This window comes from Streptomyces sp. RerS4, from assembly GCF_023515955.1.
In the GTDB taxonomy this organism is placed as follows: domain Bacteria; phylum Actinomycetota; class Actinomycetes; order Streptomycetales; family Streptomycetaceae; genus Streptomyces.
Genome location: NZ_CP097322.1, coordinates 673,268 through 687,319 on the forward strand (window position 1 = coordinate 673,268; position 14,052 = coordinate 687,319).

Here is a 14,052-nt window from a genome sequence, read left to right on the forward strand (position 1 = left end):
CATGGCCCACCCCTCCCCCCGGGGTGTGTCAGCCGGCGGAGGGGCTGTCGGGTTCGCCGGCGCGGCGCGCGGCGCGCCGTCGCTCGTGGTGACGGCGCCGGCCGGTGGCGGTGGCCGAGCCGTCCTGGGGCTCCGTCGGTGCCGCGTCCGTCGTGACGGCCACGGCCGGGGCGGGAGCGGATGCGGGTGTGCCCGGTTCGGCGGTTTCGAGGAGTTCGGCGAGGCGCCGGACCGTCGGGCTGTCGAACATCGCGACGACCGACAGCTCCCTGCCGAATTCCTCCGTGATGCGGCGCTGTACGCGCACCAGGTGGATGGAGGTCGCACCGGCGTCGAAGAAGTTCGTGTCGATGTCGAGCTCCTGGCCGTCCATCACCTCCCGCCACAACGCCACGAGCCGTTGCACGGTGGTGCCGGGAACGGTGCCGGACACCGCCGCCGGTGCGGCCGGTGCCGGTACCGCCGGCGCCGGCGCCGGTGGGGCGACGCGCGCGGCCGGCGGCGCGGACACCTCGGGGGCACCGCCCAGCCCGGCGAGCGCCTTGCGGTCCACCTTGCCGTTGGCCGACAGCGGCAGAGCGTCGATCACCCGCACGTGCCGCGGCACCATGTACGCCGGCAGGCGTCGGGTGAGTTCGTCCCGCAGGACCGACGCCCAACGGCCCTGGCCGTCGGTGGCGGCGGTGGCCGAGCCGGCCGGGAGCCCTCCGAGCAGCGTGTGGAGCACCGTCTGGTCGCTTTCCAGGACCAGGACCTCGTGCAGTGGCCGGGCGTACACGTCACCGATCGGGCACAGGCCGACCCGGCAGTCCGCGGCTCGCCTGCGCAGCAGTTGGGCCATGGCTCCGGCCTCCAGCAGCCCGAACCGGTCCGCGAGTTCACCGTATACGGGCTTCACCGCGGCGTTGCGGGCGACCAGGTGCACGGCGAACGCCGCCTGCGCGGCCAGCGGCCTGTTGGCCTCCCCGTACAGGGCGGGATCCAGGGCCCGCACGGCGCCGTCCGGACCCTCCAGCGCCACCAGGGCAGGGCCGGCGGGGTCCAGGTAGTAGGTGCCGCCCGCGATCCCCTCGACGCCGCCCGGCGCGACGGCCAGGTACGTCTGGACGGGATAGAGGCCGCCGGCCGAACCGTACGCGTACCGGGGCACGCCGTCGTCGTCCTGGCGGGCCAGCACGGTGAGCAGCGCGTACAGATCGGCGGCCGGGACGGGGCCCGTGCCGAATCCGGTGGCCGAGCCGCGCGCGTTCGACGCGGCGCGCAGCGCCGCCGTGTCCGACGGCAGCGCGAACGGCATGACCTGACGTCCCGACAGGTCGTCACGCCGTCCCGGCTGGCGCAACCGCGTCTCCAGCCTGCGCACCCGTTCGGCGTCGAGGCCGGCGGTGGCCGCGGGCGCGTCCGCACGGACGGCTGTGGACGGCGTCGCGTCCGGTACGACGTACACCGCGAGCTGAGCGGACATGCCGGAGCCCTCGACGAGCGCGGCGGCCTCGCGGACGCCCTCGGTGCGCACGAGCGCCGCCTCGATCTCGCCCAGTTCGATGCGCATGCCGCGCACCTTCACCTGGGAGTCCTCGCGCCCGAGGAACTCCAGGTCGCCGTCCGGCATGAGCCGGGCGAGGTCGCCGGTCCGGTAGAGCCGCTCCCCGGTGACCGGGTGCGTGGGGAAGGCCCCGGAGGTGAGGTCGGGTGCGTTGCGGTAGCCCGTGGCGAGGCCGACGCCGCCGATGTACAGGGCGCCGGGTACGCCGGTGGGCCGGAGCCGGAAGGCGTCGTCCAGGACGTACATCGTCTGGTTGCGCATGGGACGGCCGTAGGGGATGCTCGGCCGCTCCGGATCGACCGTGCCGACCGGATGCAGGACGGACCAGATGGATGCCTCGGTGGCGCCGCCCATGCTGATGACCTCCGCCTTCGGGGCGACCGACCTGATGTGGTCGGGCATCGCGACGGGGATCCAGTCTCCGCTGAGCATGACCAGCCGCAGGCTCTCCACGTTCACGGCCGGGTTGCCCGTGGCGTGCACGAGCAGCATCTCCATCAGTGCGGGCACCGAGTTCCACACGGTGACGCCGTGTTCGGCGACGAGCCGCGCCCAGCGGACCGGATCGCGTTCCTCGCCCGGACCCGGGAGGACGAGCGTCGCGCCCGCGGCGAGCGTGCCGAAGATGTCGTACACGGAGAGGTCGAAGCCGAGGGAGGACAGGGCGAACACCCGGTCCTCGGGCCCCACTTCGAATCGGTCGTTGACGTCGGTGACGGTGTTCAGGGCGCCCCGGTGGTCGGTCATCACGCCCTTGGGGTCGCCGGTGGACCCGGACGTGTAGATCACATAGGCCAGGTCGCCCGGCGCGGTGGAGGGCAGCGGGTCGTGTTCGGGACCGGCCGCGGCGCCGGCCGCGACGGCCTCGTCGAAGCGCAGGACGGAGACGCCTTCCGGCGCGCCGTCCCCGCCCGGGGCGGAGGGCGGCACGAGCAGGGCGACGGCTCCCGCGTGTTCGAGGGAGCGGGCGACGCGTGCCGCGGGAAGGCCGCTGTCCAGGGGAAGGTAGGCGGCTCCGGCGCGCAGGACGCCGATGGCTGACGCGACCTGTTCCCACCCGCGGTCGGCCACGATGCCGACGAGGTCACCGGAGCCCACGCCCGCCAGGTGGAGGCTGCGGGCTACGGCGAGCGAGGCCCGGTCGAGCTCACCGTAGGTGACCGTACCGGTGGCGGAGACGACCGCGACGCGGTCGGGCTGTCGGCCGGCACGGGCGAGGAACGGCTCGTGCAACAGACCGTCCGGGAGCGGCCCCGCGGTGTCGTTCAGTGCGGTGTACCGCGCGGCCTGCTCGGGGGGCAGGACTTCCCTGTGCTCGTCGGTCCAGGAGCCCGGCTCCTCCGCGAGGGAGGTCAGCAGCGCCGTGTACGCGGCGAACATGTCGTCGAGCACACCGGCCGGGAACAGCGCCTCGACGGCGTCCCAGGTGAGTCGCAGCCGGCCGTCGGCTTCGGCGATCTGGTGGTCGAGCCAGACCTGAGGAGTCTGGGTGATGGTGTAAGCGACCCGTGCCCCCACTCCGGCCAGCGGGGTGGCTCCGGCGTCCGCGAGGCCCAGTTCGCTGGTGAAGACGACGGGCATGACGGCGTCGGCGACGCCGCGGCGGCGAGCCAGCTCGCCGACGACCCACACACCGCTGACGAGCTGGTGGTCCAGGTCCTCCCAGAGCCGCTTCTGGATCCGCAGGGCCCGCTCCTCGAACGCGCCGGACGCGGCGCCGTCCACCTCCAACATGGTGAGTGCCGTGAAGTCGCCGACGAGCGCGGGCAGGTCGGGGTGGTCGCCCACCCGGTTGAACAGGGTGAGGTTGAGGGTGAAGCGGTCCGTACCGGCCCACGTGCCGAGCACGGTGGCGTACGCGGAGAGGGCGAGCGCCGAAGGGGTGATCCGGGCAGCGGCCGCGCGCTCCTTCAGTCGGCTCCACACGTCCGCCGCCAGGTACGCCTCGCGGCGTCGGAACCGGATTTCCGGGAGTTCCTCGGGGCGCCGGGCCAGCGGCAGCGGGGGCGCGGGCGGCAGGGTGTCGAGCCGGTCGCGCCAGTAGCTCAGGTCGCGTTCGCGCTCGGGTCCGCCGCGGCGCCGCTGCTCGGCCATGACGTAGTCCCGGAAGGACAGTTCGAGCGGCTGCTCCTGGGGATCTCCACGGTAGACGGCGAGCAGTTCGCGCAGCAGGATCCGCACGCTGCCGCCGTCGGCGAGCAGGGTGTCGATGCCGAAGTGGAGCCGGGCGTCGTTGCCCCCGGTGCGGCTCGCCCGGATGTCGAACAGCGGCCAGGTCTCGGAGGGCAGCACCTGGTGGGACATCGCCTCGCGGGTCGCCTCCAGCCAGCTGTCGCGTGCGGCGTCGTCCAGGTCACGCAGGTCGTCCACTTCGATGCGGTAGTCGGGGACGTCCGCCAGGATGCGCTGGGCCCCGTCCTCGCCCACCACGATGCGCAGCACGTCGTGCCGCCGTACGAGCGCCTGCCACGAGCGCTCCAGTCGGGGCAGGTCGACGTCGTCGACGTCGAGCTCGACGTACAGGTGGCAGGCGACGTCGCCGCCCACGCTGCCGCTGCGGCCGATCCAGTAGGCGCGTTGCACGTCGGTGAGCGGGAAGGGATCGTGCCGGTGTTCCGGGTCGGGAGTGAGCACGACCGGGGCGGAGGGTTCGCTCGCTCCGGCCTCCGGCCCGGCGCCGCCGGGTGCTGCCACGGCGTGGGCGAGGGCGGCGACCGTGGGCGCCTCGAAGAGGGCGCGCAGCGGAAGCCGGACGCCGAGCGCGCGCCGGATTCCGGCCACGACCTGGGTGGCCAACAGGGAGTGGCCGCCGAGTTCGAAGAAATCGTCGTGGACGCCGACGCGTTCCACCCGCAGGGCCTCGCGCCAGATCTCGGCGATCACTTCCTCGGCCGCAGTCGTCGGCGCGACGAACTCCGCGGTGGCGGCCCGCTCCGGGCCGGGGGCGGGCAGTGCCCCGCGGTCCACCTTGCCGTTGCTGGTCAGCGGCAGCGCGTCGAGCATGACGAAGTGGGACGGGACGAGGAACCGGGGGAGGCTGCGGGCCAGTTCGGCGCGCAGCTCGGCCGGGGTCGGCGGCGCCTCGGGGGAGGCGGGCACGAGGTAGGCGGCGAGGGCGGCTGCCGCCGTGCCGAGGCCGTGGCCCGTCACGACGCACTGACGGACCGTCGGCAGGGCGGCGAGCGCGGCCTCGACCTCGCCCGCCTCGACCCGGAAGCCGCGGATCTTGAGCTGGTGATCGTTGCGGGACAGGTAGTCGACCCGGCCGTCGCGGCGTACGCGGACGATGTCGCCCGTGCGGTAGAGCCGTTCCGCGGGGGCGTCGTGATCGGTGGAGCCGGGCAGGGCGACGAACCGTTCGGCGGTGAGTTCCGGGCGGTTCAGGTATCCGGCGCTGACGCCGGCCCCGCCGATGTACAGCTCGCCGGGCACGCCCATGGGGACGCGCCGGCCGTGCGGGTCGAGCACGCGGACCGTGTAGCCGGCGAGGGGTCGTCCGATGGTGACGATTCCCTCCGCCGGGTCGACGAGGTCCGCGGTGGCGTACACCGTGGCCTCGGTCGGGCCGTACAGGTTCCCGATGGGGGCGTGCACGTGCTCGGCGAGCCTGCGGACGAGTTCGGCGTCGAGGGCCTCGCCGCCGAGGAGCAGTTGCCTCAGGCCACCGAGGGCGGCGGTGTCCGCCTCCTCCAGGAGCGCGCGGGCGTGCGAGGGGGTGCACTGGATGTGGCTGACGCCGTGCGCGCGGATCAGCTCGGTGAGCGAGGTGAGCGAGGTCTGCGCGGGGGGCGCGGCGATCGGGGTCGTGGTGGCCCGGTTCCTGAGACCTGCCAGTCCGGGCAGGGCGCCCAGCGCCGCGTCCACGTCGACGCCGAAGTCGAGGAGGCAGGCGATCTCGTCCACGCCGGCCTCGGTGAGCCGGCGCACCAGGGGCAGCCGGTCCTCGACCGTGCCGATGAGCGAGCTGTCGGCCAGGTAGCGGGTGCAGGCGTGGTCGAGGAGGGCTTCCTGGTCGTCCTCGGTGAAGTCGTCGGCGGTGATGTCGATGCCGATCGCGCGGGCCATGTTCTCGATCAGGCCGACGGAGGAGCGCAGGTAGTCGCGGAACGGCTGCCAGGCGTGCGTGCGGACGTCCTCGGCGTCGCTGCCGATGAAGGTGTGCAGCATCAGGGTGACGTGCGGATCCCCGGGGTGGCCGGCGCGGTGCCATGCCTCCCGGTAGACGGCTATGCGCTCGGCGAGATCCTCGACGCTCTGGCCGAGCAGGTGGGTGAGCAGCCGTGCTCCGGCCTCGCCCGCCTTGCGGCACGTCTCGGGGTTGCCCGATGACGTGAGCCACACGGGCAGTTCGGCCTGGACGGGGCGGGGCAGTACGCCGACCTCGACGGTCCGGCCGCGGGGGCCCTCGAAGGCCACCTGTTCGCCGCGCCACAGCCTGCGTACCTCGTCGAGCCCGTTCATGGTGCGTGCCTGTCGGTCCTCGTAGGCGTCCTTGGCGAGGACGAAGTCGTCCATGTGCCAGCCGGACGCGAAGGACAGCCCGACCCTGCCGCCGGAGAGGTTGTCGACGACCGACCACTCCTCCGCCACGCGGACCGGGTGGTGGAGCGGCATGACGACACTGCCGGCGCGGATGCCGATGCGCCGGGTGACGGTGGCCACGGCGGCGGCGAGGACGGACGGTGCGGGGAAGGGGCCGCCGAACTCGTGGAAGTGCCGCTCCGGCATCCACACCGCGCTGAAGCCGTGCTCGTCACCGAAGCGGGCGCCGTCCATCAGGAGCCGGTACTGCTCCGGTCCCGTCACGGTGCGGCCGGAGCCGCTGGCGAAGTAGAAGAGGCTGAACTCGGGTGAGGCGGACGTGGCTTCGGGCGCGGCGACCGCGGGCGCGTGGGCGGGGGTGGTGCCCGCGTCCGGGGTGAGGACCACGCGGTGGCCGCGGCTGACCGTCCACAGCAGTTCGAGCACCGAGATGTCGAAGGAGACGCTGGTGACGGCGAGCCAGGTCACCGGCCGGTCGCCGGTCTCCACGACCCGGTCCATGGCGGCCAGGAACGCCGTGAGGTTGCGGTGGAGGACCACCACTCCCTTCGGCTTGCCCGTGGAGCCGGAGGTGTGGATGACGTACGCCGGTGCCTCGGGGTCGGCGGCCGGGGTGGCGCGGTCGGCCGCGCCCGCCACGTCGGCGGGCAGGTCGAGGTCGACCAACGGCACGCCGTCCGGGGGCGTCCCGACGGTCGAGAAGATCTCCCGCGTCGGGGCGTGGATCACCAGGGCGGTGGGCGTCGCGTCCTCGCACACGTACCGCAGTCGCTGCTGCGGGTAGTCGGGGTCGAGGGGCAGGTAGGCCGCGCCCGTCATGAGCACGCCGAGCAGCGCGGCAGGCAGGTCCGCGCACCGGCGCAGGCCGACGCCGACCCGGTCGCCCGGCCGGACGCCCGCGGCCCGCAGTCGTGCGGCGACTTCCGCGGCCCGGTCGTGGAGTGCGCGGAAGGTGAGCGAGGTCCCCGCGCAGACGACCGCCTCGGCATCCGGGCGGTCGCCGGTGGCCTCGGCGAAGGCGGTGAGTACGTCCACGGCGCCCTCGGGCAGTGCTCCACCGTCGGCGGACGCTTCGAGGAGGGCCTGTTCGACGGGGGTGAGGGCGAGGAGTTCGGACAGCCGCAGGTCCGGATCGGTCGTGGCGCGACGAAGCACCCGTTCCAGGGCGTCGGTGAGGGTGCGCGCGGTGTCCTCGTCGAACAGGTCGCGGCTGTACTCGCAGATGCCCTCGGTGACGTCGCCCCGCCGGGCCAGCTCCAGGTGCAGGTCGGTACGGGACAGTCCGTTGTCGAGGTCGACGACGCGCACCTCGACACCGGGCAGGGTGACTTCGCTCTCGGGGACGTTGCGGTAGCCGAACTGCACCTGGAAGAGCGGCGCGTAGCCGCGGGTGCGGTCGGGGCTCAGCTCGCGCACGAGCCGTTCGAAGGGAACCTGGGCGTGCGCCAGCGCGCCGAGGGAGACTTCCCTGACCCGGGAGAGCAACTCGCCGAACGTGGGGTCGCCGGACAGGTCGCCCCGCAGGACCAGGCTGTTGACGAACATGCCGACCAGGGAGGCCAGTTCCGGCCGGTCGCGGCCGGCGGTCGGCACGCCGACGACGATGTCCTCCTGCCCGGAGTGCCGCATCAGGACGGCCTGCCAGGCGGCGAGAGTCACCATGAAGGGGGTGGCCCTGGCCTCCCGGGCGGCGTTCTCCACGGCCTGGCTGAGGCCGGCGTCCAGCGTGAAGCGGACGCGGCCGCCGCGGTGCGTGGGCAGCGCGGGGCGCGGACGATCGGTGACGAGGTCGAGCAGCGGCGGTGCGTCCTTCAGGCGGTCCCGCCAGTACGTCAGTTGACCGGCCAGGTGCTCGTCGGTGAGTTCGCCGCGCTGCCAGGCGGCCCAGTCGGCGTACTGGACGGGCAGCGGCCGGTCGGCGGCCGGCGTGCCGTCGAGGCGGGCGCGGTAGCCGGCGCACAGGTCGTCCACGAGCACGGACCTGGACCAGGCGTCGCCGACCATGTGGTGGTTGACCACGACCAGGAGGGCCCGGTCGGGCGCGGACCTGATCAGCAGGGCCCGGAACAACGGACCGTTCTCGGGGCCGAAGGGGCGCGCGGCCTCTTCCTCGGCCATGGCCCGCTCCGCGGGCAGCAGGCCGTCCTCGCCCGGCTCCGCTGCCCCGTCGACACCGGCGTCCGTGTCCACGACCCGCAGGACGGTCTCGGGAGCGGGCAGCACGCGCAGCACGGGGGTGCCGTCCGCGGGATCGACGACGGTGCGCAGGGCCTGGTGGCGCTCGACGAGCCCGGTGAGCGCCGCGTCGAGCGCGGCGAGGTCGAGCCGGCCGGTGAGGAGCAGGGCCACGTACTCGTTGTAGACGCCGACACCCGGCGTGAGCTGGTCCAGGAACCACAGCCGCTCCTGCCCGAAGGAGAGCCGGGCCGGGCCGGTCACGGGAGGGATCGGTTCCCCGGCGGTGGTGTTGCCGGCCGTGCCGCCGGTGGGTGCCGTGGCCGCGTCGGCCGCCCGGCCGCGGAGGCGGGCTTCGAAGGCGGCCCGTCGTTCGGGGGTGAGCCGGGCGAGACGCGCTTCCCGGTCGGTGGGCTTGGTCACTGGTTCTCCAGTTCGGCGAGGATGTGTTCCTCGATCAGCTCGGCGAGGTCGTTCACGGTGCCGCCCTCGAAGAAGGCACGGGCGGGCACGTCGACTTCGAACTCGGCCCGCAGCCGGGCCACGATCTGCGCGGCGAGGAGCGAGTGTCCGCCGAGTCCGAGGAAGTCGTCGTGGACGCCGACCCGGTCGATGCCGAGCATCTCGCCGTAGATCTCGGCGAGCCTCTCCTCGGTCGGGGTGCGCGGAGCGACGTAGGCGGTGGCGAGGTCGGGGCGGGGCAGTGCGACCGCCTGGGGCCGTGCCCCGGCGGTTTCGTCCGCGAGGCGGAGGGTCCCGTCCGTGACGGAGGCGGAGGATCGGGCCACCACCGCCCGGCCCGCCGGCGCGTCGAGCAGGGCCGAGAAGGCGCGCGCGCCCTGCTCGGGCGTGAGGGCCCCGGCGAGCATGCGTTCCTGCAACGCCTTGAGGTCGGTGGGAACTTCGGCCTGACTGGCCATGCCGACCTCGGCCCACATGTCCCAGTCGACGGCGATCGCGTGGCGTCCGCCGGCCGCCTCGGCCTCGGCCGCGGCCGCGAGGTAGGCGTTGGCCGCCGCGTAGTCCGCCTGACCGTAGGTGGGTACGACGGTGGCGAGCGAGGAGCAGACGAGGAGCGTCCGGGCCTCTTCGGGGCGCAGGGCGGCGAGGAGGTTCCGCGTGCCGGTCACCTTGGGGCCGAACACGGCGCGTGCGTCCTGGTCGTCGCGCAGGGCGACGGAGCCGCCGCCGGGCACACCGGCCGCGTGCACGACGCCGTCGATGGGGCCGAAGGCGGCGCGGACCTCGTCCAGGGCTCCGCTCAGGGAGCCGGCGTCGGTGACGTCGGCCCGCAGTGCGAGGACCTCGGTCCCGGTCACGCGCAGTTCCCGCAGCAGTGCGGCGGCCGGTCCGCCGTCGTCGCCGTCGGGGACGTGCCGGCCCAGCAGGGCCAGCCGGACGCCGGGCACGCGCGCCAGGCGGGTGGCGAGGGTCCGTCCGATGCCACCGAGACCGCCGGTGATGACCCAGGTGCCGGCCTCGGGGAGGCGGTCGGCCGAGTCGGGCACGGGACGCTCGACGGCCTCGACGGTACGGGCCAGCAGGTCGTCGCCGCGCAGGGCGAGGAGCCGGGCGGGCGCCGCCAGCACGGCGTTCAGCACGGCTTCGGCGCGGGACGCGTCCAGCGCGCCGCCGACCTCCAGGTCGACCTGGGAGCAGCGCAGGTTCGCGTATTCCTCGGGGAGGACCTGGACGGGGCCGCTGAGCATGGCGGCCGCGGGGTCGGGGCGCTCTTCGGCGGTGGTGCGGAACGCGCCGCGGGTCAGTACGCCGAGGCGCACCTCGTTGACGACGCTCTCGTCGGCCATGGCGCGGGCGAGTCGCACCAGACCGAAGTAGCAGGCGGTCTCGTCGGGGGCGGCGGCCGCGGTGTCGTGCCCGGTGCCGAGGCCCCAGGCGTAGAGCACGGCGGTGGGCGTGCGGACCAGCGCCCGCAGGTCGGCGAGGAGCTTGGCGTACTGCGCCGGGTCGGCCGGGTCGAGTTCGTAGACGCCGCGCCGGACGCGTCGGTACGCGGTGCCGGGCAGCACGACCGTGACGATCTGGCCGCGTGCCGTCAGCAGGTCGACGACCGGCTGGGCCGCGCCCTCCGGATCCATCAGGACGAGCCAGGTCCGGCGTCGGCCGGAGAGCTGGTCGACGGGCTCGCCGGCGGTGGCCGCCGGACGCCAGACGTGCGTGGCGTGCACGGCGTCGGCCGTGTCCCCCGGTACGTGGCCCGCGGGCCGGTGAGCGGGCGTCGGATCGGCGGACGGGGTCTGCGTGAGGGGTTCGATCCAGTGGTGCCGGTGCTCGAAGGGGTAGCCGGGCAGGCCGGTCACCCGTGCGCCGGGAGCGGCGGGTTCCCACGCGACGTGGGCGCCGTGGGCCCACAGCCCGGCCAGCGACAGTGCCGCGGCGGCGGGCTCGTCCTCGGGGCCTCGACGGCCCCGGGAGGGCAGCGGCGGTGGGGCGAGCCGTGTTTTTCCGCCGTTCGCGGAACGGACCGACCGCACCAGGTCGGTGAGGACGCTTCCGGGGCCGTTCTCCACGAGGACGAGACCTTCGTCCAGCGTGGTCAGGGTGTCGAGACCCCGGTCGAAGCGGACCGGCTCGCGCATCTGCCGGGCCCAGTAGGCGGGGTCGCAGGCCAGTTCCGCGGTGATCCGGTCACCGGTCACCCCGGAGACGAACGGCACGGCGGGCGCCTGGCGCGCGGCGCCCGCGACCTCCTCGGCGAAGCGTGCGGCGGCCTCGTCGCACAAGGCACTGTGGAACGCCCGGTCGACCGGCAGCCGCAGCGGGCGCAGACCGCGTCCTTCGAGGTCGGCGTGGGCTCGGTCGACGACGTCGGCCGGGCCGGACAGCACGGTGGCCGCCGGGCCGTTGACCGCGGCGAGGTCGAGCCCGTACCGGGCGGCCGCCTCGATGGCGTCGGCCTCGCCGAGCGGCACCGCGAGCATGCCCCCGACCGCCGTCTCCTCCATGAGTCGACCGCGCACGGCGGCCAGCCGCAGGGCTTCGGGCAGCGCGAAGACACCGGACAGCGCGGCGGCGGTGAACTCGCCGAGGCTGTGGCCGAGCAGTGCCGTGGGACGTACGCCCCAGTGTTCCCACAGACGGGCGAGGGCGTACCCGATGGCGACGACGGCGGGCTGCAGCAGGGACGTGCGCCGCAGTTCCTCCTGGTCGCCGGAGCGCAGCAGGGTGGTCAGGTCCTGTCCGAGGTGCGGCCTCAGGTGCTCGGCGCATTCGTCCAGCGCGGCCCGGAAGACCGGGTGCGCGTCATACAGGCCCACTGCCATGCCCGGAAGTTGGGTGCCCTGTCCGGGCAGCAGGAACGCCACGGGCGCGTCGACGCGGTCGGTGCGGGCCTCCACGGTGTCGCGGCGTCCGCCGTTGCGCAGCGCGGTGACGGCTTCGGCGGTGTCGCGGGCGAGGACGACCCGTCGGTGGTCCAGGCGGCGGCGTCCGGCGCGCAGGGTGCGGGCCACGTCGGCGAGCGGGACGTCCGGATGCGCGTCGAGGTGTGCGGCGAGCCGCTCGGCGGCGGCCGCCAAGGCGGTGGAGGTGCGGGCCGACAGCGGCAGCGGGACCGGGAGCGCGGTCTTCTCCTGCGTGCCGTGGCCGTCGACGGGGCCGGCGACCGGGTGCGGCGCCTCCTCCAGGACCACGTGGGCGTTGGTGCCGCCGATGCCGAACGCGCTGACGGCCGCTCGGCGGGGTCCGTCGACGGCCGGCCACTCGGTGGGCCGGTCGGGGACGAAGAACGGTGTCGCGTTCAGGTCGGAGGCCGGGGTGTCGCCGTCGGCGTGCAGGGTGGCGGGTATCCGGCCGTGACGCAGGGCCTGGACGGCGCTGATGAAGCCGGTGATGCCGGCCGCGGTGTCCAGGTGGCCCAGGCGGGACTTCACCGAGCCGAGCGCGCACCAGGCAGTGGTGTCCGTACCGGGGTCGGCGGCCCGGTAGGCGGTGGTGAGCGCCTCGATCTCGATCGGGTCGCCGAGCGCCGTGCCCGTGCCGTGGCCCTCCACATATCCGATGGAGCGCGGTGAGACGTCGGCGACCGACAGCGCCTCGCGGATCACGGCCGCCTGGCCGGTGACGCCGGGGGCGGTGTAACCCGCCTTGGCGGCGCCGTCGTTGTTGACGGCCGAGCCGAGGATCACGGCGTGGATCCGGTCGCCGTCGGCGAGGGCGTCGGCCAGCCGCTTGAGGACGACGACACCCGCGCCGTTGCCGAACACCGTGCCGTTGGCGCCGGCGCCGTAGGGGCGGCAGTGGCCGTCGGGCGACTCGATGCCCCCGTCGACGGGCAGGTAGCCGGAGCGGTGCGGCACGGTGACGGTGACACCGCCCGCCAGGGCGAGGTCGCACTCCTGCGTGAGGAGGCTCTGTGCGGCCATGTGCACCGCGACGAGCGAGGTCGAGCAGGCGGTCTGGACGCTGACGGCCGCTCCGCGCAGGTTCAGCTTGTACGCGGCCCGACCGGCCAACTGGTCGGGCTGGTTGCCCTGGAAGAGCAGGGGGACGCCCAGCTTGGCGCGCAGATCGGTGCGGGGCAGCAGATTGTGGATGAGGTACGTGCTCAGCAGCGATCCGGCGTAGACCGCCACGGGCCCCGGGGCCCTGTCCGGGTCGCAGCCGGCGTCCTCCAGCGCCGCCCAAGCGCATTCGAGGAAGATGCGCTGCTGGGGGTCGATGACCGAGGCTTCCAGGGCGTTGTAGCCGAAGAGCTGGGAGTCGAACCCGGCGATGTCCCGCAGGACGCCCTTGGCGGGTACGTAGCCGGGGGCCGCCGCGTCGGCCTGCGGCACGCCGGAGGCGCGCAGTTCCTCGGGGGTGAACCGGGAGATCGCCTCGGCCCCGCTCTCCAGCAGGTCCCACAGTTCGTCGGGCGACTCGGCTCCGGGAAACCGCCCCGCCATGCCGATGACGGCGATCCGCCCGTCGGTGTCGACCCGGTCGTCCCCGTCCGGGTGACGTGGCTGTGCGTTCAAGATGTTCTCCGTTGGTGGCTCGGTGCGGTCCTGCGCGTCGGCGGGCGGGGGCGGCGTTGATCCGTCCGGGGGTCAGACCGCCATCAGGTAGCTCTGGAAGCGCGGCATCAGGTGTTCGAGGGCCCGGACCTCGGTGGCGGTGAGGTCCGGGTGCCAGACGTCCCACAGGAGGACGGCTCGCTGCCGGCTGCCCCGGTTCCACGCCTCGTGGATGAAGCTGTCGTCGAAGAGGATGACCTTGCCCTCCTCCCAACCGCGTTCGTCGTCGCCCACCTTGATGGCACAGCCGGGCGGGACGACAAGCGGCAGGTGGGCGGTGAGCAGCAGGTTCACGCCTCCCGTGTGCGGCGTGATGTGGACGCCGGGGTTGAGGACGGTGAACATGCCGTCGCGCGGGCCGTGGGGGGTCGTGCCGAGCACCTCGCAGGTCTTCGGGCAGCGCTCCCGGGCCTCGTCGCGCCAGGCGCCGTCGCGGTAGATCTGGTAGGTGTCCCAGCCCTGCCAGCCGAGTTCCTTGGTGTAGAGGTCCTCGTAGGGGGCGAACCGGGCCTCTGCCTCGCGCAGCGCGAGGAACTCGGCCTTGATCTCCTCGTAGGCGGCCTCCATCTCCGTCACCCAGGGCTGCGCCGCGGCGTCGTGCCACGGCAGGGCGCTGATCTCGGGGAAGAAGAGCCGGGTGGGCTCCTGGTCGTCGTGGAGGTATTCGGGGGTCCGCTCGCCGACCAGGATGGCCAGGCATTCCTCGACCCGGTCGAGCCCTTCGGAGCCCACCGCGTTCCGCAGCTCCGTCATCACGCTCTGCACGTCCAT

The 14,052-nt window shown here is 74.1% G+C and carries 3 protein-coding genes; all 3 read right to left on the reverse strand.

From position 1 onward, the window contains the following. Window positions 1-28 precede the first annotated feature (28 nt). Window positions 29-8,686, reverse strand: coding sequence for a non-ribosomal peptide synthetase (locus M4D82_RS03185; RefSeq protein WP_249764553.1), 8,658 nt, complete (start codon window positions 8,684-8,686; stop codon window positions 29-31). Further along, window positions 8,683-13,242, reverse strand: a complete 4,560-nt coding sequence (locus tag M4D82_RS03190) for a type I polyketide synthase (RefSeq protein ID WP_249764554.1) — start codon at window positions 13,240-13,242, stop codon at window positions 8,683-8,685. The genes M4D82_RS03185 and M4D82_RS03190 overlap by 4 nt, the downstream gene beginning before the upstream one ends. A gap of 72 nt (window positions 13,243-13,314) precedes the next feature. After that, the gene (locus M4D82_RS03195; RefSeq protein WP_249764555.1) at window positions 13,315-14,052 is read right to left on the reverse strand and encodes an aspartyl/asparaginyl beta-hydroxylase domain-containing protein; all 738 of its coding nucleotides are present in this window, start codon (window positions 14,050-14,052) and stop codon (window positions 13,315-13,317) included.